This is a genomic window from Streptomyces sp. NL15-2K, from assembly GCF_030551255.1.
Lineage (GTDB): Bacteria > Actinomycetota > Actinomycetes > Streptomycetales > Streptomycetaceae > Streptomyces.
The window spans coordinates 2,384,428-2,402,758 of the sequence record NZ_CP130630.1 but is presented as its reverse complement, the minus strand read 5'-3'; the positions used below and the strand labels follow the sequence as shown (position 1 = coordinate 2,402,758).

15 protein-coding genes and 1 tRNA gene are annotated in these 18,331 nt (G+C 71.4%); 10 read left to right on the top strand and 6 right to left on the bottom strand.

The window, feature by feature from the left end; genetic code table 11:
* Positions 1-26: 26 nt before the first annotated feature.
* Both Q4V64_RS10275 and Q4V64_RS10270 read right to left on the bottom strand, forming a co-directional pair.
* Positions 27-3,881 carry a Pls/PosA family non-ribosomal peptide synthetase gene (locus tag Q4V64_RS10275; RefSeq protein ID WP_124443484.1) on the bottom strand — a complete coding sequence of 1,285 codons (3,855 nt, stop codon included), beginning with the start codon at positions 3,879-3,881 and terminating at the stop codon, positions 27-29.
* A 281-nt stretch (positions 3,882-4,162) separates the two neighbouring features.
* Positions 4,163-4,247 (bottom strand) — tRNA-Leu (locus Q4V64_RS10270).
* A gap of 187 nt (positions 4,248-4,434) precedes the next feature.
* On the opposite strand from Q4V64_RS10270, the gene Q4V64_RS10265 reads away from it, so the two are divergent.
* The 3 genes from Q4V64_RS10265 (at position 4,435) to Q4V64_RS10250 (ending at position 7,173) form a co-directional block, all read left to right on the top strand.
* Positions 4,435-5,760 carry a M20/M25/M40 family metallo-hydrolase gene (locus Q4V64_RS10265; protein ID WP_124443485.1) on the top strand — a complete coding sequence of 442 codons (1,326 nt, stop codon included), beginning with the start codon at positions 4,435-4,437 and terminating at the stop codon, positions 5,758-5,760.
* Between the two features lie 156 nt (positions 5,761-5,916).
* Positions 5,917-6,150 (top strand): chaplin ChpH, encoded by a 234-nt coding sequence (gene chpH, locus Q4V64_RS10260; RefSeq protein ID WP_124443486.1) that lies wholly within the window; start codon positions 5,917-5,919, stop codon positions 6,148-6,150.
* Between the two features lie 150 nt (positions 6,151-6,300).
* Positions 6,301-7,173: a chaplin gene (locus Q4V64_RS10250; protein WP_124443487.1), complete on the top strand. Its 873-nt coding sequence runs from the start codon at positions 6,301-6,303 to the stop codon at positions 7,171-7,173.
* A 122-nt stretch (positions 7,174-7,295) separates the two neighbouring features.
* Here Q4V64_RS10250 and Q4V64_RS10245 read toward each other — a convergent pair whose 3' ends face one another.
* On the bottom strand, positions 7,296-7,484 hold the full coding sequence (locus tag Q4V64_RS10245) for a DUF5703 family protein (protein ID WP_005485166.1): 189 nt from the start codon (positions 7,482-7,484) through the stop codon (positions 7,296-7,298).
* Between the two features lie 47 nt (positions 7,485-7,531).
* Here Q4V64_RS10245 and Q4V64_RS10240 point away from each other — a divergent pair, with 47 nt between their 5' ends.
* Positions 7,532-8,248, top strand: a complete 717-nt coding sequence (locus Q4V64_RS10240) for a hypothetical protein (protein ID WP_124443488.1) — start codon at positions 7,532-7,534, stop codon at positions 8,246-8,248.
* A 74-nt stretch (positions 8,249-8,322) separates the two neighbouring features.
* Here Q4V64_RS10240 and Q4V64_RS10235 read toward each other — a convergent pair whose 3' ends face one another.
* Positions 8,323-10,494: a helix-hairpin-helix domain-containing protein gene (locus Q4V64_RS10235; protein ID WP_124443489.1), complete on the bottom strand. Its 2,172-nt coding sequence runs from the start codon at positions 10,492-10,494 to the stop codon at positions 8,323-8,325.
* Positions 10,491-11,474 (bottom strand): aldo/keto reductase, encoded by a 984-nt coding sequence (locus tag Q4V64_RS10230; RefSeq protein WP_124443490.1) that lies wholly within the window; start codon positions 11,472-11,474, stop codon positions 10,491-10,493. The genes Q4V64_RS10235 and Q4V64_RS10230 overlap by 4 nt, the downstream gene beginning before the upstream one ends.
* A 133-nt stretch (positions 11,475-11,607) precedes the next feature.
* On the opposite strand from Q4V64_RS10230, the gene Q4V64_RS10225 reads away from it, so the two are divergent.
* Both Q4V64_RS10225 and Q4V64_RS10220 read left to right on the top strand, forming a co-directional pair.
* Positions 11,608-12,663, top strand: coding sequence for an LLM class F420-dependent oxidoreductase (locus Q4V64_RS10225; protein ID WP_124443491.1), 1,056 nt, complete (start codon positions 11,608-11,610; stop codon positions 12,661-12,663).
* 248 nt (positions 12,664-12,911) lie between these two features.
* Positions 12,912-13,700, top strand: coding sequence for a ferritin-like domain-containing protein (locus tag Q4V64_RS10220; RefSeq protein ID WP_124443492.1), 789 nt, complete (start codon positions 12,912-12,914; stop codon positions 13,698-13,700).
* A gap of 46 nt (positions 13,701-13,746) precedes the next feature.
* Here the strand turns inward: Q4V64_RS10220 and corA are convergent, their stop codons facing one another.
* The gene (gene corA, locus Q4V64_RS10215) at positions 13,747-14,742 is read right to left on the bottom strand and encodes a magnesium/cobalt transporter CorA (RefSeq protein ID WP_172629462.1); all 996 of its coding nucleotides are present in this window, start codon (positions 14,740-14,742) and stop codon (positions 13,747-13,749) included.
* Between the two features lie 83 nt (positions 14,743-14,825).
* Between corA and Q4V64_RS10210 the strand changes: the two genes are divergently transcribed.
* The 4 genes from Q4V64_RS10210 to mshC all read left to right on the top strand — a co-directional run bounded on the left by Q4V64_RS10210 (position 14,826) and on the right by mshC (position 18,319).
* The gene (locus Q4V64_RS10210) at positions 14,826-15,512 is read left to right on the top strand and encodes a histidine phosphatase family protein (protein WP_124443494.1); all 687 of its coding nucleotides are present in this window, start codon (positions 14,826-14,828) and stop codon (positions 15,510-15,512) included.
* A 66-nt stretch (positions 15,513-15,578) separates the two neighbouring features.
* Positions 15,579-16,169, top strand: a complete 591-nt coding sequence (locus tag Q4V64_RS10205; protein WP_124443495.1) for a DUF3090 domain-containing protein — start codon at positions 15,579-15,581, stop codon at positions 16,167-16,169.
* A 14-nt stretch (positions 16,170-16,183) separates the two neighbouring features.
* Positions 16,184-16,978: an SCO1664 family protein gene (locus Q4V64_RS10200; protein ID WP_124443509.1), complete on the top strand. Its 795-nt coding sequence runs from the start codon at positions 16,184-16,186 to the stop codon at positions 16,976-16,978.
* Between the two features lie 111 nt (positions 16,979-17,089).
* Complete coding sequence (gene mshC, locus Q4V64_RS10195) at positions 17,090-18,319, top strand: cysteine--1-D-myo-inosityl 2-amino-2-deoxy-alpha-D-glucopyranoside ligase (RefSeq protein WP_124443496.1); 1,230 nt, start codon at positions 17,090-17,092, stop codon at positions 18,317-18,319.
* Positions 18,320-18,331: the final 12 nt, after the last annotated feature.

Here is an 18,331-nt window from a genome sequence, read left to right as displayed (position 1 = left end):
GACAGGCCCCGACCCTCGAGCCGCGCTCAGGAACGCCATGACTCGATCGGGTTGCCCAGCCAGCGGGTGTCGTCGGGAACGGACTCCGCGGCCATGACCAGCGACGCAGGACCCAGTGTCGTACGGGCCCCGACCGTGCTGCCGGGCAGGACGATTCCGCCAGGACCCAGCGTCGCGCCCTCACGGAGGACCACAGTATCCGTCCGCAAGATCCGGTCGTGGAAGAGGTGCGTCTGGAGCACACAGCCCCGGTTGACCGTCGCCCCGTCCCGCAGTGTCACCAGGTCCGTCTCCGGCAGCCAGTAGCTCTCGACCCACACGCCCTTGCCGATGTGCGCCCCGAGCCCGCGCAGCCACGCCGTCATCACCGGCGTACCCGGCACCGAACCGGCCAGCCAGGGCACGGCCACGACCTCGACGAAGGTGTCCGCCAGCTCGTTGCGCCACACGAAACCGCTCCACAGCGGGTGCTCCCCGCCGCGGTGCCGCCCGACGAGCAGCCACTTCGCCACGATCGACACCAGGCCGGCCGCGACGCCCGCCCCGAGCAGCACCAGCCCCGACAGCAGCGGCGCCCACGCGCCCAGCGCACACAGCGCGGCCACCGTCAGCACGGCCAGCGCCGCCGAGCAGAACACCGGCACGATCCGGCACAGCTCCACCAGAGCGCGCGCCCACAGCAGTCGCGTCGGCGGATCGTAGGTCCGGCTCTGGTCGCCGCCGGCCGCCGCGCGCGGCAGCTTCATCGGCGGCAGCCCCAGGTACGAGCTGCCCTTCTTCGCCTTCTTCGGCGTCGCCGACAGCACCCCGACGAGCCCGCCGTCCGGCACGGACCGCCCCGGCGCGGTCATCCCCGAGTTCCCGAGGAAGGCCCGTCGCCCGATCTCCGCGCGCCCGATCCGCATCCAGCCACCGCCGAGCTCGTACGGCGCGGTCAGTGTGTCGTCGGCCAGGAACGCGCCCTCGCCGACCGTGGTCAGGCTGGGCAGCGCGAGGACGGTCGACACCTCGGCGCCCTTGCCGATCCGCATCCCGAGCAGCCGCAGCCACACCGGCGTGGCCAGCCCGGCGTACAGCGGGAAGAGGGCCTCGCGCGAGCGGTCCATCAGCTGGGTGACCGTCCAGGCCTTCCAGCCGATCCGGCTGTGCGTGGGATGCGTGCCCTCGCGCAGGCCGAGGCTCAGCAGTCGTACGGCGATCAGGAGCAGCAGGGCGTACGTCAGCCCGAAGGCGAGCGTCGCCGGTACGAGGGCGAGCGCGATCCCGCTCACGGTCACGTCCGGGGTGATGAAGGGGTGGGCCACGAGGAGCGCGGCCCCGCCCGAGAGCACCGGCAGGGCGTTGACCGCGAAGCCGGCCACGCCGTACAGCGCACGCCAGTACGTGCTCCGCACCGGCCGCTCCTTGGGCCAGTTCCGCTTGGCCTTGCCGAGCTTGACCGCGGGAGCGCCGGCCCACCGCTGCCCGGTCGGAATCTGACCGGTGACCGCCGATCCCGGCGCCACCTCCGCCCGCTTGCCGACCCGGGCGCCCGGGAAGAGCATGCTGCGCGTGCCGACGACGGCGTGCGCGCCCACCTTGACCGGGCCGATCTCCAGCCGGTCGCCGTCCAGCCAGTACCCGGACAGGTCGACCTCGGACTCCACGGCCGCGCCCCGCCCCAGCTTGAGCATGCCGGTGACCGGCGGCAGCGAGTGCAGGTCCACGTCAGGGCCGACCTTGGCACCCAGCGCCCGCGCGTACCGCTCCAGCCACGACCCGGTCAGCGAGGCCGCCCCGCTGAACTCGGCGAGCCGCTCGGCGGTCCACAGCCGCAGATGCACGCTGCCGCCGCGTGCGTACCGTCCCGGCCGCACCTTCCGAAGGAGCAGCCGCGCCCCGCCCGCGGCGATCGCGAGGCGCCCCGGCGGGCTGAAGAGGAGAACCGCCCCGGCCGCGACGAGCCACCAAGGGGCGGTCGGCAGCCAGGAGTAGACAGGGAGCAGGTTCCCGAAAGCGGCGAGCGCCACCGTCCAGCGCAGCCCGATCAGGGTGAACAGCGGAATCATCAGCAGGAGCTGGATCACCTGGGCGCGTACCGGAACCGGTGCGACGACACGTTCGGCACCGTCGTCCTGCGCCGACTCCTCCAGGTGCCGGGCCAACTTCCGCAGCACGGGCTGCTGGTAGATGTCGAGGACGGCGGCGCTCGGGTAGCGGGTGCGCAGCCTGGTGGTCAGCTGGGCGGCGGCCAGGCTGCTGCCGCCGATCGCGAAGAAGTCGTCCCGCGCACTCGTCACGGGGATGCCGAGCACCTCGCTCCACTGCTCGGCGAGCCACGCCTCGGTGCCGTACAGCTGCTCGACCGGACCGGCGCTCTCCAGCTCCTTCAGCGGCCAGGGCAAGGCATTGCGGTCCACCTTGCCGCTGGTCCGGGTCGGCAGCTCGTCGACCGGCGCGAGCAACGGAACGAGCGCGGCGGGCAGTTCCGCCCGCAGCTTCTCGACGGCCGCCGCGTGGTCCCAGCCCTCCTGCGTCACGATGTAACCGACGAGCAGTTGATTGCCGCTGCGGGCGGTCCGTACGGCTGCCGCGGCGCCGGCGACACCGGGCAGCGCCTGCAGCGCCGAGTCCACCTCACCGAGCTCGATGCGCCGCCCGCCCAGCTTGATCTGCTCGTCGGCCCGCCCGAGGAACACCAGCCCCTCGGGCTCCGCCTTGACGAGGTCACCGCTGCGATACGCCCGCTCCCAGCCCAGGGACTTGAGCGGCGCGTACTTCTCCGCGTCCTTCTCGGCGTCGAGGTACCGCGCGAGCCCGACCCCGCCGATCACCAACTGCCCGTCGGCACCCATCGGCACGGGCTCCCCGGCCTCGTCGACGACGGCCAGCTCCCAGCCGTCCAGCGGCAGCCCGATCCGGATCGGCTCCTCGCCGGTCATCAGCGAGGCACAGGCCACGACGGTCGCCTCGGTGGGCCCGTAGGTGTTCCACACCTCGCGCCCCTCGGTCACCAGCCGCTGCGCCAGCTCCGGCGGGCATGCCTCACCGCCGAAGATCAGCAGCCGTACGTCGTTGAGGGTCTCGGGCTCCCAGAGCGCGGCCAGCGTGGGCACGGTCGACACGACGGTGATCTCCTGCTCGACCAGCCAGGGCCCGAGATCGGCACCGCTCCTGACCTGCGAGCGCGGCACGGGCACCAGACAGGCCCCGTACCGCCAGGCCAGCCACATCTCCTCGCAGGACGCGTCGAAGGCGACGGACAGCCCCGCCATGACCCGGTCCCCGGGCCCGATCGGATCCTCGGTCAGGAACAGCGCGGCCTCGGCGTCCACGAAGGCGGCGGCGCTGCGATGGCTGACGGCTACGCCCTTGGGTTTCCCGGTGGACCCGGAGGTGAAGATGATCCACGCGTCGTGCTCGATGCCGGGCCGGGCGGCGGGCAGTTCGCAGGCGCCGTGCACGGTGAGTTCATGACCGGCCCCGACGACGGCCCGCACGTCCGCCTCCCCGAACACCAACTCGGCCCGCTCGTCCGGGTCCTCGGCGTCCACGGGAACGTAGGCGGCACCCGCAGCCAGCACGGCGAGGATGGCCACGTAGAGGTCATTGGTCCCGGAGGGCACCCGAATACCCACCCGGTCACCGAGGCCTACCCCGGCGGTCGCGAGCCTGCGCCGCAGGTTCTCCACCTCGACGGCCAGCGCGCGGTACGTGAGCCGTGTAGTGCCGTCGTCCAGGGCGAGTTCGTCCGGATACGACCGTACGGACGCGTCGAAGACGTCGACGAGCGTGCGTGGAGAGGCGGCCGGCCCCCCGGAGAAACGTGCCGTATCACCGAACCGCTCGCGGATCTCTTCATCGAGCAGACCGAGAGCACTGCTCTCGTGTATGGCTGCCATCGGGTCCTCGCGTCTCAGTTCCCGGAAACCTCCGGGGCGCTGGCGGGCCCGCAGGTCTGCCTGGGGTTGTCCGGATCCAGCTCCGTTCCGTAACAAGCCGGAAATTTTAGTACGACGCTAGGCTCCGCCCCTTCTGCCGACCACTCGGGGAGGCCGTTCGAGACTGCGCCAGGGCGGTGTCGACCGGCTGTGACCTGGTGATCTTCGGGCCGGGGAGAGATGGCCCACACACAACGAGTGAGGGCCGTGACCTCGCGGTCACGGCCCTCACTCATGATGTGTGTCCGAGGGGGGACTTGAACCCCCACGCCCGATAAAGGGCACTAGCACCTCAAGCTAGCGCGTCTGCCATTCCGCCACCCGGACAAGGTGTCTGCCGTGCGGGGTTTCCCCCGCGGCGGCAAGGAAAACATTACCAGGCTTCCGGAGGTGGCCGATCACCCCCCGTCCGGCCGTGAACGGCGTGTGACGGGCCGGGACCGGTCTTGGGATGCGGCCCGGGGGAGAGGCAGGATGAGGGAACCACCAGCAGCGACGGCATGGAGGAAGCAGCGTGAGCGAGACGGACACGACCAGGCACGTCACCGGCGAGGACGAGGTCGTGGACCTCTGCCGCGAGCTGATCCAGATCGACACCAGCAACTACGGCGACCACTCGGGCCCGGGCGAGCGCAAGGCGGCCGAGTACGTCGCCGCCAAGCTCGCCGAGGTGGGGCTCGAGCCGCAGATCTTCGAGTCGCACCCGGGGCGCGCGTCCACGGTGGCCCGCATCGAGGGCGAGGACCCGTCCCGGCCCGCGCTGCTGATCCACGGCCACCTCGACGTCGTACCCGCCAACGCGACCGACTGGACCCACCACCCCTTCTCCGGCGAGGTCGCGGACGGGTGCGTGTGGGGGCGTGGCGCCGTCGACATGAAGGACATGGACGCGATGACCCTCGCGGTCGTCCGTGACCGGCTGCGCAGCGGGCGCAGGCCGCCCCGCGACATCGTCCTCGCCTTCCTGGCGGACGAGGAGGCGGGCGGCAAGTTCGGCGCGCGGCACCTCGTCGACAACCACCCCGGCCTCTTCGAGGGCGTCACCGAGGCGATCAGCGAGGTGGGCGGGTTCTCGTTCACCGTGAGCGAGCAGCGGCGGCTCTATCTGATCCAGACAGCCGAGAAGGGCATGCACTGGATGAAGCTGACCGTGGCCGGCACCGCCGGGCACGGCTCGATGATCCACCGGGACAACGCGATCACCGAACTGTCGGAGGCGGTGGCGCGGGTGGGCCGGCACAAGTTCCCGGTGCGGGTCACCAAGACCACCCGGGCGTTCCTCGACGAACTCGGCGACGCGCTCGGCACCGAGCTCGACGCGGAGGACATGGAGTCGACCCTCGCCCGGCTCGGCGGCATCGCCAAGCTCATCGGCGCGACTCTGAGCAACACGGCCAACCCCACGCAGCTCGGCGCCGGCTACAAGGTCAACGTCATTCCGGGAGAGGCCACCGCGCACGTCGACGGGCGTTTCCTGCCGGGGCACGAGGAGGAGTTCCTCGCCGACCTCGACCGGATCCTCGGGCCGAAGGTGCGGCGCGAGGACGTGCACGCCGACAAGGCCGTCGAGACGACCTTCGACGGGGCGCTCGTGGAGGCCATGCAGTCCGCGCTGCTGGCCGAGGACCCCGCCGCCAAGGCGATCCCCTACATGCTCTCCGGCGGAACGGACGCCAAGTCCTTCGACGAGCTGGGCATCCGCGGCTTCGGCTTCGCACCGCTCAAGCTGCCGCCGGAGCTGGACTTCGCCGGCATGTTCCACGGTGTCGACGAGCGGGTGCCGGTGGACGGGCTCAAATTCGGCGTGCGGGTGCTGGACCGGTTCATCGATGCGTCCTGAATTGCCTCAGTGAAACGACACTTCTGTATTCGCTCGAACGTACGGAACTGCCTGGGAAGAGTGAATGCGACCATAAGCTCGTAGCTCCATTACTCCCTCCTCGTTACTGATGATGTGATCCGCTACTTGGGATCACATTGCCAACAAGGAGGAATAATGATCAAGAAGGTCGTCGCTGCTGCGGCTGCCACCGGTGGACTGGTTCTCGCGGGCGCGGGCGTCGCCGCCGCCGACGCGGGTGCTCAGGGTGCCGCCGTGCACTCTCCGGGTGTCCTGTCCGGCAACGTTCTTCAGGTGCCTGTTCACGTCCCGGTGAACGTCTGTGGCAACACGGTCTCCGTGATCGGGCTGCTGAACCCCGCCTTCGGCAACACCTGCATCAACAAGTGACGTTGTGCCTCGCCTCATAAGAGGCTGAGCCCGTCGGCCCCGGAGCGCGAGCCATGCGCTCCGGGGCCGACCGGCCTTTCGGAACGGTTCTTTCCCGACGTCGAGAATTGTAGAGAATTCGGGACAAGGTCGAAGGCAGGGATTCAGCATATGCGACAGGTCACCCGCAAGGGCCTGATGACCGTGGCGGCCGCGACCGGCGTGATCGCCGCCGCGGGCAGCGCCGCCCACGCAACCGGCTCGGGTGCGAGCGGCTCCAGTTCGAACTCGCCCGGCGTGCTGTCGGGCAACACGGTGCAGGCGCCGGTGAACGCGCCGGTGAACGTCTGCGGCAACACGGTCAACGTCGTCGGGGTGCTCAATCCGGCGATGGGCAACAAGTGCGTCAACACCGGAGTCAAGAGCGGCGGCAGCGGCTCGTCCGGCGGATACGGCGACTCCGGCGGATACGGCGGCTCCGCGGGTTCGGGGGCTTCGGGGGGCTCGCACGCGGGCGGTCACACCGACGGCTCGCCGGGCGTCGGCTCGGGCAACCACGTCGAGGTGCCCATCGACGTGCCGGTGAACGTCTGCGGCAACAATGTCAGTGTCATCGGGGTCGGCAACACCACCACGGACAACGACTGCGCGAACGGCGGCGGTTCCGGCGGCGGGCAGCCCAGCACGCCTCCGGGAGGCGGCGACGGTACGACGCCGCCCGGGACCCCGGACCAGCCCGGCAACCCCGGTGACCCCGGGAACCCTGGACAGCCCGGTGACCCCGGCGACCCGAACACCCCGGAGGATCCGGTGGAGCCCGGCCGCCCCGGTGCCCCGAACACGCCGCCCGCCCCGGGCGCGGAGACGCCGGGCGGCTCCTCGCACGGCAACCAGCCGGGAGCCCAGTCCGTCATTCAGCCCCAGGGTGCCGCGCAGCTCGCGGACACCGGCAGTGACCTGCCGCTGGGGCTCGCCCTCCCCGTGGGCGCGGGGGCGCTGCTGGCGGGCACGGTGCTCTACCGCAAGGCACGCGCCTCGGCGTAAACCCGCACCACCCGCACCATCCGTGCACAGCAACTGAAAGCACCGCAAACTTCCCCTGGCGGTGCGCACCAACTGAACGGGCCCTGCCTCGGTGGGGCCCGCTTCGTTCGCGTCGCCTCAGCTCACCACGTGGCGCGTACCTGGCGGATGATCCGCCGACGCAGCCGCACCCTGCGGCTGCCGTCGCGCAGCAGGCTCAGGCGGTCCAACTCCCAGTGTCCGTACTCGGCATGGTCCGTCAGCAGACGTGTGGCGTCCTTGCGGGAGACCCCGCGCGGTACGTACACGTCGACAAATTCGTATTCCGGCATCGCATCTATTGTGCGGGCAGAGCCCCTGTACGGATAGCGTCTGCACTATGTCTGATGCTGCGCAGCCCACCGCTGCCGAGGTACGCGCCGCCGCCGAGGCGGTCAAGACCGCGCTCGACCGCCACCTGGCCGCGGTCGAACGCCGGTCGGGGGAGGACGACCCGGCCGTCTACGAGGCGTTCAACGAGCTGGCCGCGGCCGCGGAGGTGTACGACGAACTGCTCTACGACCGTTATGACGAGGTCACGCCTTTCGAGATCCCCGGCGCGGACGATTCGCTGCCGCCGTACAAGGGCCCCGAGGAACCCAACGCGCTGAGCGTGCTGATCCGTCGTGACTACGCCGTGGTGGAACCGCAGCGGCTGCTGGCTCAGGCCCAGCGGATCGAGGCGGCGGACTACGAGGCGGAGGCGGGCTCGGAGGTCTCCGGCACGGTCCATGGGGCGATGGGCATCCTGTTCGGCGAGTTCGAACCGGACGAGATCGCCTCCCGGCACAAGGAGTTCGGCCTGGAGGAGGGCGACTCCACACTCTGGGTGACGGCCGCGGACGAACCGGCCGACCCCGGTGAGTGGCTGGAGGCACCCTTCGAGCAGATCGACCCCCAGCGGGTGGTCTGCCGCTTCGACGTCAGCGCGGTCTTCGACGACGAGATCGACGACGGCGACGACGAGGACGAGGACGACGACCTCGACACGGACGTGGACACGAACCTCGACGAGGACGAGGACCTGGAGCCATTGGACGCGGATCGCCGGGCATGAGACCGACCACGGCGGCGGCCCCGGAGTCTGAACCTCCGGGACCGCCGCCGTCGTCGTCGTGAAGGGCGCGCCGGTCAGCCGGTGGCGCCCGGGACCTGCGGGGCGAGCAGCGTGGGCAGGCGGGTGGTGCGGGGCTTGGCCGGGATCTCGGCCACGGCCCGGGGCAGCGCCTGCTCCACGCCATGAACCACGGACAGATGCCGCTCCGCCCGCCCGAACGCCGTGTACACCCACGGCCGGCTGAGCGCCTGCGCGGCGTCTCCGGGCAGCACCACGACCACCGCGGGCCACCGTCCGCCCACCGCCTGGTGCGCGGTCAGCGCCCACCCGTGCCGCACGGACTGCTCCACCCGCTCCTTCGGTACGACGACGGCCTCGCCGGCGCACGACAGGTGCAGCCCCTCGGCGTCGGCCTTCACCACGCGACCCGGCAGCGTACGGCCCGGGGCGGGGGAGTAGGCGATCCGGTCGCCGGGGTCGAAGCCGCCGAAGCGGCCGGGACCAGAGTTGAGCTGCTCCTTCAGGGCAGTGTTCAGCGCGCGCGTGCCGACCGCTCCGCCATGGCCCGGCGTGATCACCTGGGTGTCCTCCGCCGGTACGCCGATCGCCCGCGGCACCGAGTCCGCGACCAGCTGCACGGTCCGGTGCACGGCCTCGCCCGCGTCCCGCACGGGCACGATCACGACCTCCTTGCCGGGTGCCTCGACCTGAGGGAGCTCGCCGATGCCGATACCGGAGACCAGCTCGCCGAGCGGGCCGGGGTCCGGCCGCCGGGAGGCGACCTGCGGGCAGACCCGTGCCGCCAGCAGATCGGCGAAGACCCGCCCGGGACCGGCGGACCACAGCACCGCCGGATCCCCGGTCAGCACCAGCCGGGCGCCGTCCGGCAGCGACTCCGCGAGCAGCGCCGCCGTCTCCACATCCAGCTGAGGCGCGTCGAGGACGACGAGCAGGTCGAGGTCCAGCGTGCCGTCGGCGTCCCGGCCCGGCCCCTCGGCGCCGGACAGCAGCCCGGCGACGGTGGCGACGGCCGGCTCGGGCGCGTCCGGCGCGTCGGCCCGGCCCACCAGGCTCGCGAAGCGCTCACGGCCGATCGGGCTGTGGGCGGCGGCCCAGGCACGCAACCCGAGACCACGAGCCGCATCCAGCAACGCCGCGGGTTCCGCCAGCGAGGCCTCCCCGCCGGTGTGCAGAACCAGACCGTGACCGGCGACCGCACGGATCAGCTCGGCGGCGGACCCCCCGGCCGAGGCGGCGGTCCCCTCCCACTCCGCGCCCGAACCGTCCTCCTTCGGTACGGAGTTGATCACCCGGGCCAGACCGTCGGCGAGGCTCTCCTCCGCGAGGGCGTACCGCTCCAGCCCCACGAGAACCCGAACCGGCCGCTCCTCGTCCCCCTCCGGTTCCGGGGCGGTCGGGTCCAGAACGTCCTGGAAGGCCAGGGCGTCACCCTCGGCGAGAGCGCTCTGGACGGCCGCGTCGGGATCCGGCACGCTCCGCTGGGCCAGCGCGGCGGTGAGCGCAGACATCTCCAGGGCCGTGTGCCCGGCGAGGGCCGCCTGCTCCAACAGCCAGACGGTGACCGCCCGCCCGCGCCGCTCGTCGTCCGGCCCGCACTCCGCACCGAGCAACGCCCGCGCGAACCCGTCGGCCTGCTCGGGCCGCACACCGCCGACCCGCAGCAACTGCCAGGGATCCGACCGCAGCGATTCACCGGCACCCTCGCCGAGAAGCGAGGCGACTTGCGGCGCGAGCACCTCCGGCGCCCCGCCCTCGCTCAGCACGAGCCGCACCGCCTCCACGGTCTGAGGCGCGGGGCCCGCGGCCACGGCGGCGGCACCGGCGGACACCGGCTGCGGCCTGGGCTCCGCCGCGGTCCGGCGCGGCGTGGGCTCGGGCTCCTGGAAGACGGCGGCCACGGGCTTCTCCCCGCTCTCCACAGCCCGTACGGCGGCGAGAAGATCGGCGGCCGTCCCACTGAGCTTGGTCCCGCTCGCGATGCGTTGCTTCTCGGCCTTCCGCTTCTCGATCCGCTCCCGCTCCAGCCGCTGAGCGGCCAACTCGGCCTCGGCCTCGGACAACCGAGCCGCGTCCTTGCCGGTTTCGGCGTCTGGCCCGGTGCCGCCCTCAGCGGTGTCACCACTGTCGGGGGCGTCGGCCTGCGGACCACCGCCATCCTCGGCGTCGCCCGGCGTCCCCGGCTCGGCGTCCACAGCGTCTTCAGCGGGCCCCGGCTCCGTGCTCACAGCGTGCTCCAGTCGTGATCGGGATAGCGGTGCACGGGCGCAGACACATCGTCGAGCGCCCGGCAGATCTCGTCAGGAAGACTAAGGGCCTCTACTGACAACGCCGCCGTGAGCTGCTGCGCGTTGCGCGAGCCGACGATCGGCGCGGCCACGCCCGGCCGGTCGCGGACCCAGGCGAGGGCCACCTGGAGCGGCGTCACCGCGAGCCCGTCCGCCGCCGTCGTCACGGCGTCCACGATGCGGCTCGCGGTGTCGTCGAGGTAGGGCGCGACGAAGGGCGCCAGATGCTCCGAGGCGCCTCGCGAGTCGGCGGGCGTGGAGTGCCGGTACTTGCCCGTGAGCACCCCGCGGCCCAGCGGGGACGAGGGGAGCATGCCGATCCCGGAGTCCATCGCGGCCGGCAGCACCTCGCGCTCGACACCACGCTGGAGCAGCGAGTACTCCATCTGCGTACTCGCGAGCCGGGTCCGCGTGCCCGGCGCCGCGAGCTGCCAGGTAGCGGCCTTGGCGAGCTGCCAGCCGCAGAAGTTGGAGACGCCCGCGTACCGGGCCCGCCCGCTGCCGACCGCCAGGTCGAGCGCGTGCAGGGTCTCCTCCAACGGGGTGTCCGGGTCGAAGGCGTGGACGTGCCACACGTCGACGTAGTCCGTGCCGAGCCGGGCCAGCGAGGCGTCCAGCGCGGAGAGCAGATGGCCGCGCGAGCCGTCGAACCGCCGATCCGGGTCGGGCACACTGCCGGCCTTGGTCGAGATGACCAGGTCCCGACGCGGTACCAGGCCCTCTATGAGGCGTCCGAGCAGATACTCGGCCTCTCCGTCGCCGTACACGTCCGCCGTGTCGACGAGGGTCCCGCCCGCTTCCCAGAACGTTTTCAAGAGGTCCGCGGCGTCGTGCTCGTCGGTGTCCCGACCCCAGGTGAGGGTGCCGAGCCCGATCCGTGACACACGCAGGCCGGTGCGGCCGAGATGCCTCTGCTCCATGAACGCCGAGATTACTGGCCAGAACCTGCGGTGTGGGGGCCTGTGGATAACCAGTTTCCTCATCGCCGGAGGTCGTTCCGGACACGCTAAGGTCTCTCCCAAGAGACGTTACTGATCGGTAAGGGGATTCGGCATGCAGCTCGGGATCAACCTCGGCTACTGGGGCGCCGGCATGGACGCGGACAATCTCGCCGTCGCCCAGGAGGCCGACCGGCTCGGCTACGCCGTCTGCTGGGCCGCCGAAGCCTACGGCTCCGACGCGGCCACCGTACTCACCTGGGTCGCCGCCAAGACCGAGCGCATCGACGTGGGCTCGGCCATCTTCCAGATCCCGGCCCGCCAGCCGGCCATGACCGCGATGACCGCCGCCACCCTCGATTCCCTCTCCGGCGGCCGCTTCCGCCTCGGCCTCGGCGTCTCCGGCCCCCAGGTCTCCGAAGGCTGGTACGGCGTCAAGTTCGACAAGCCCCTCTCCCGCACCCGCGAGTACGTCGAGATCATCCGCAAGGCGATGACCCGCGAACGGCTCTCCTACGAGGGCGAGCACTGGACCCTGCCCCTCCCCGGCGGCCCCGGCAAGCCCATCAAGCTCACCGTGCACCCCCAGCGTGAGCACATCCCGCTCTACATCGCCGCCATCGGCCCGAAGAACCTCGAACAGACCGGCGAGATCGCGGACGGCGCCCTGCTGATCTTCCCCTCCGCCGACCACATCGAGGACACGGCGATCAAGTACCTGCGCGCCGGCCGCGAAAAGGCGGGCAAGACCCTCGACGGCTTCGACATCTGCCCGACCCTGCCCGTCGCCGTAGGCGACGACAAGGACGTGACCACCCTCGCCGACACCTTCCGCCCGTACACCGCGCTGTACGTCGGCGGCATGGGCAGCCGCAAGCAGAACTTCTACAACCAGTTGGCCCAGCGCATGGGCTACGAGAAGGAAGCCGCTCAGATCCAGGACAAGTACCTCTCCGGCGACAAGCAGGGCGCCGCGGCAGCCGTACCGCACGACCTGATCGACAAGACGACGCTGCTGGGCTCGGTCGACCGGATCGCGGACCGGATGAAGGCCTACGCCGAGGTCGGTGTCACCACCCTCACCCTCGCCCCGGCGGGATTCACGCTCGACGAGCGGATCGCCTCGCTCCGCGCCGGCACGCAGGCCCTGGAACGCGCCGGGCTCGCGTAACACCCGGTTCCGCGCACAGGCTCGACCGCCGGAGGTTTCCGCGGCCGTGGTGGGGGCTCGGGGGTCCACCCCGCCACGGCCGTCACGCGGAACAACGCGCCCGAGCCCGCGCGGTTACGCCGCCACACGCCCTTGAGGGTCCTCCTTTCGGCGGAGTTGTCCGACACAGCTGTTGCAGCACCCCTCGCGCCGCATTTGACTCGTTCTTTGCGGAATCCTGCGGAGAGCCCGGCAGAGAGGTGCCCACGATGCTTTCGGCCAAGAGTCTGTTCGAAGAGATCCTCGACAACGACGAGTCCTTCCGCCTGTTCTGCTCCGTCGCGGCCAGCGGGGAGTCACAGGGCGGCTGGGAGAACGCCCGCATCGCCGCGCTCGTCCCCGAGGCCGAGCGCGCACTGGCCCCCAAGATCACCCGGCACGGCGCGGACGAGGACAAGCACGGGCGGATCTTCAACGCCCTGATGAAGAAACGCGACCTCGAACCCGTCCCGGTCCCGCCCGAGACGGACTACACGATGCTGCTGGAGAAGCACGGCATCGGTCTCGCCCACGAGAAGCTCAAGAGCGACGAGCCGCTCACCGTCCAGGACATCGTCACCTACCTGTCGCACAGCCGGGTCACCGAGCAGCGCGCCTCGGAGCAGATGGAGCTGCTGCGCAAGCACTTCGCCGACCACCCCGACATCGGTCGCGCGGTCAAGATGATCTCCAACGACGAGGACAACCACCTCGCCTACTGCCACGAGGAACTGCTGCGCTTCGCGGCCGCCGGGCACGGCCGGGCCATCCAGCGGACGCTGCGCGAGTGCGCCCTCGCCGAGATCCGGATCTACCGGGACGTCAGCCTCGCCGTCATGGCCCACATGGGCCGCATCCTCGGCTGGTCGAGGGCCAAGTCGGCGGTGCTGGCGGCGGGCATCCACGCGGTGTACGCGTACGAACGGATCGCGGGGTGGCGCCGGATGGTGTCACTGAAGATGCCGGAACGGCGCGACGCACTGGGCGGACCGGCGACCTCGGCCCCCGAGTTCGCCTGAGTTGCGAGGGGACCGCGAGGTCGCCTGAGTCCCGAGGGGACCGTCCCTACAACCACCCGCGCCTCTTGAACAGCCGGTAGACCCCCACCTCCAGGGCGGCCATCAGCCCGATCAACGCCGGATAGGACCACACCCAGCGCAACTCCGGCATGTGGTCGAAGTTCATGCCGTAGATCCCCGCGATCATCGTGGGGATCGCGGCCATGGCCGCCCACGCGGAGATCTTCCGCATGTCGTCGTTCTGCCGGACGCTCATCTGCGCCAGATGCGCGGACAGGATGTCCGAGACCAGCCGGTCGAGGCCCTCCACGGACTCGTTCACGCGCGTGAGGTGGTCGCTGACGTCACGGAAGAACGGCCGTGCCTTGTCGTTCACGAACGGCACCGCGCCACCGAACGCCCCCACGCCCGCCAGACGCGACACCGGCAGCACCAGCGGCCCGGTCGCCCGCCGGAACTCCAGGATCTGCCGCTTGAACGTGTAGATCCGGGACGCGGTGTGGCGTGAGCCGCCGCCGTCCGGCGAGAACACCTCCGCCTCCAGCTCCTCCAGGTCGGTCTGCAGTTCGGTCGCCACGTCCACGTAGTGGTCGACGACGGCGTCGGCGATCGCGTAGAGCACGGACGTCGGCCCTTTGCCGAGCATCTCGGGCTCCTGCTCCAGCCGCCGCCGTACGGCGCTCAGCGGGGAGCCCTCGCCGTGGCGGACGGTCACCACGAAGGAGTCGCCGAGGAAGAGCATGACCTCGCCGGTGGAGACGGCGTCGCTCCTCGGCTCGTACACCACCGGCTTGAGGACGAGGAACAGCGAGTCGTCGTAGACCTCCAGCTTGGGCCGCTGATGGGCCTTCAACGCGTCCTCCACCGCCAGCGGATGGAGCCCGAACTCCTCGGTGACATGGTCGAACTCGTATCCGGACGGCTCGTGCAGCCCGATCCACACGAACCCGTGCGCCGCCCGCGCCTCGGCAAGAGCGTCGGACAAGTCCTCGGGGCCCTGCGTCCGGTGCCCGTCCCGGTAGATGGCACAGTCGACGATCACAGCGCGCATTCTCCCGCCGCCCGACGGCCCCCGCACCCCTCCCGACGGACCCCGCACCCGCACGGACGCCTACGCTGGGCGCCATGCCCACGCTGATCCTCGTCCGGCACGGACGATCCACCGCCAACACCAAGGGACTCCTCGCCGGGTGGACACCCGGCGTCGTCCTCGACGAGCGCGGTGCCGCACAGGCCGCCGCGCTGCCCGGACGCCTGGCCGGGCTGCCGATCGCCGAGGTCGTCACCAGTCCCCTGGAGCGCTGTCAGGAGACGATCCGGCCGCTGCTCGGGGCCCGGCCCGAGCTGAGCGCGCACGAAGACGAGCGGATCGGGGAGTGCCACTACGGCGACTGGTCCGGCCGCAAGCTCGCCGAGCTCAAGGACGAGCCGCTGATGGAGGTCGTGCAGGCCCACCCCTCGGCGGCCGCGTTCCCCGGCGGCGAGTCGATGCGGGCGATGCAGACGCGCGCCGCCGAGGCGGTGCGTGAGTGGAACGCGCGCGTGGAGCGCGATCACGGAGCCGACGCCGTCTACCTGATGTGCTCCCACGGCGACATCATCAAGTCGCTCGTGGCGGACGCACTCGGACTTCATCTCGACCTCTTCCAGCGGATTTCCGTTGAACCGTGTTCCATCACCGCGATCCGCTACACACGCCTGAGGCCGTTTCTCGTCCGCCTCGGGGACACCGGTGATTTCGCCTCCCTCGTACCCCACGAGGAGCCCCCGGCCGGCGATGCGACGGTCGGAGGCGGCGCGGGCGCACCGTGATCGTCGGGAGCAGTAGGGTGAAGCGGTCGAAGCAGCGCCGTACTCACGATTCCAATGGAGAAGGACGTGTCCCGTCAGGTGTTCCTCTACGACCCCCCGGACCGGTTCGTGGCCGGTACGGTCGGACTGCCCGGACGCCGTACGTTCTTCCTCCAGGCCACGGCCGGCCCCCGGGTGACCAGCGTGGCCCTGGAGAAGACCCAGGTGGCCGCCCTTGCCGAGCGCATGGACGAGCTTCTGGACGAGGTCGTACGCCGTAGCGGCGGCAGTGCTGCCGTGCCGGCCGTGGCGCCCACCGAGATCTCCGACACCGCCCCCCTGGAAAGCCCCGTCGAGGAGGAGTTCCGGGTCGGCACCATGGCCCTCGCCTGGGACGGCGACGAGCAGCGCATGATCGTCGAGGCACAGGCCCTCGTGGAGCTCGACGCCGACTCCGACGAGGACCTCGCCGAGGCCGAGGAACGCCTGCTCCAGGACGAGGAGAACGGGCCCCCGATGCTGCGGGTCAGACTCACCGGCGCGCAGGCCCGGGCCTTCGCCAAGCGCGCCCTCGACGTCGTCAACGCCGGGCGGCCGCCGTGCCCGCTGTGCAGCCTCCCGCTCGACCCGGAAGGACACGTATGTCCGCGCCAGAACGGATACCGCCGCGGAGCGTGACGACCACCGGGGCGATGTCGACCGAGCCGTCCGCCGAGTTGCTGGCCGAGGGCGAGCTGACCGTGCGCGGCCGCATCCGGGACGCGTCCAACGCGGCGCTGTACTGCACGGTCTCCCACCAGGGCCGGGAGGCCGCCTGCGTCTACAAGCCGGTGGCCGGGGAGCAGCCGCTGTGGGACTTCCCCGACGGGACCCTCGCCCAGCGCGAGGTCGCCGCGTACGAGGTCTCCGAGGCGACCGGCTGGGGACTCGTACCGCCCACGGTGCTGCGGGACGGGCCGTACGGGGAGGGCATGTGCCAGCTGTGGATCGAGGCGGCGCCTGAGGCCGAACTGCTCGCGCTGATCGATGCGGAGGAGCCGGAGCCCGGCTGGAAGGCGATCGGCTTCGCCGAGGTCGGTGAGGGACGGACCGCGCTGCTCGTGCACGCCGACGACGAGCGGCTGCGCTGGCTCGCCGTGCTCGACGCCGTGATCAACAACGCGGACCGCAAGGGAGGCCACCTGCTGCCCACCGCCGAGGGCCGTCTGTACGGCATCGACCACGGGGTCACCTTCAACGTCGAGAACAAGCTGCGGACCCTGCTGTGGGGCTGGGCCGGGGAGCCGCTGACGGGGGAGGCGGTCGACGTACTCGAAGGCCTCAAGGAGGCGCTGGGGGCGTCCGGGGCGCTGGCCGTGCGGCTGGCCGGACTGATCACCGCCGCCGAGATCGAGGCCACGCGCGCGCGTGTCGACGCGTTGCTGGCCACGGGGAAGCATCCCGAGCCCAGTGGGGAGTGGCCGGCCATTCCGTGGCCGCCGGTGTAGTCGCAGGACCGCGGCAGTGGCACATCTGCCCGTATCGCGCAAGAACGCCTTACCGGCCATCCGCCCCGGTCCGGTTCGTATACGGAACATCCGTCCGGTTAGGCTCATGGCATGCATGCCTGGCCCGCTTCCGAGGTCCCCGCCCTGCCTGGTCAGGGCCGCGACCCGAGGATCCACGACACCGCGACCGGCGGCCTGGTCACCCTCGCCCCCGGTCCCGTCGCCCGTATCTACGTCTGCGGCATCACCCCGTACGACGCGACCCACATCGGTCACGCGGCGACCTACAACGCGTTCGACCTCGTGCAGCGCGTGTGGCTCGACACCAAGCGGCAGGTTCACTACGTCCAGAACGTCACCGATGTCGACGATCCGCTCCTGGAGCGGGCGCAGCGTGACGACATCGACTGGGTCGCCCTCGCCGAGAAGGAGACGGCCCTCTTCCGCGAGGACATGACCGCCCTGCGAATGCTGCCTCCCCGGCAGTACATAGGCGCGGTCGAGGCGATACCCGGCATCGTGCCGCTCGTCGAGCGGCTGCGGGAGGCCGGCGCCGCCTACGAACTCGAAGGGGACATCTACTTCTCCGTCGAGTCCGACCCGAACTTCGGCAAGGTGTCCCACCTGGACGCCGCCGCCATGCGACTGCTGTCCGCCGAGCGCGGCGGCGACCCGGACCGTCCGGGCAAAAAGAACCCGCTCGACCCGATGCTGTGGATGGCGGCCCGTGAGGGCGAGCCCAGTTGGGACGGCGCATCGCTCGGGCGCGGCCGGCCCGGCTGGCACATCGAGTGCGTGGCCATCGCCCTCGACCACCTCGGCATGGGCTTCGACGTCCAGGGCGGCGGCTCCGACCTCGCCTTCCCGCACCACGAGATGGGCGCCTCGCACGCCCAGGCGCTGACCGGCGAGTTCCCCATGGCCAGGGCGTACGTCCACGCCGGCATGGTCGCTCTGGACGGCGAGAAGATGTCCAAGTCCAAGGGCAACCTGGTCTTCGTGTCGCAGCTGCGGCGCGACGGCGTCGACCCCGCCGCCATCCGGCTGGCGCTGCTCGCCCACCACTACCGGGCCGACTGGGAGTGGACCGACCAGGTCCTCCGGGACGCCCTGGCCCGGCTCGACCGCTGGCGGGCCGCCGTGTCCCGGCCCGACGGTCCGCCCGCCGAGGCGCTCGTCGAGGAGATCCGTGAGGCCCTCGCCGCCGACCTGGACTCGCCGGCCGCGCTGGCCGCCGTAGACCGGTGGGCGGCTCTTCAGCACGAGCGGGGCGGTACGGACGAAGGCGCGCCCGGCGTCGTGTCGCGGGCCGTGGACGCGCTGCTGGGGGTGGCGTTGTAGCCGACGCCGGTT

Bases quoted from the DNA above. Each gene is read 5' to 3' on its own strand.
- Q4V64_RS10275 (WP_124443484.1), bottom strand. From the start codon at position 3,881: ATGGCAGCCATACACGAGAGCAGTGCTCTCGGTCTGCTCGATGAAGAG.
- chpH (WP_124443486.1), top strand. From the start codon at position 5,917: ATGATCAAGAAGGTCGTCGCTGCTGCGGCTGCCACCGGTGGACTGGTT.
- Q4V64_RS10250 (WP_124443487.1), top strand. From the start codon at position 6,301: ATGCGACAGGTCACCCGCAAGGGCCTGATGACCGTGGCGGCCGCGACC.
- Q4V64_RS10245 (WP_005485166.1), bottom strand. From the start codon at position 7,484: ATGCCGGAATACGAATTTGTCGACGTGTACGTACCGCGCGGGGTCTCC.
- Q4V64_RS10240 (WP_124443488.1), top strand. From the start codon at position 7,532: ATGTCTGATGCTGCGCAGCCCACCGCTGCCGAGGTACGCGCCGCCGCC.
- Q4V64_RS10230 (WP_124443490.1), bottom strand. From the start codon at position 11,474: ATGGAGCAGAGGCATCTCGGCCGCACCGGCCTGCGTGTGTCACGGATC.
- Q4V64_RS10225 (WP_124443491.1), top strand. From the start codon at position 11,608: ATGCAGCTCGGGATCAACCTCGGCTACTGGGGCGCCGGCATGGACGCG.
- Q4V64_RS10220 (WP_124443492.1), top strand. From the start codon at position 12,912: ATGCTTTCGGCCAAGAGTCTGTTCGAAGAGATCCTCGACAACGACGAG.
- Q4V64_RS10210 (WP_124443494.1), top strand. From the start codon at position 14,826: ATGCCCACGCTGATCCTCGTCCGGCACGGACGATCCACCGCCAACACC.
- Q4V64_RS10200 (WP_124443509.1), top strand. From the start codon at position 16,184: ATGTCGACCGAGCCGTCCGCCGAGTTGCTGGCCGAGGGCGAGCTGACC.
- mshC (WP_124443496.1), top strand. From the start codon at position 17,090: ATGCATGCCTGGCCCGCTTCCGAGGTCCCCGCCCTGCCTGGTCAGGGC.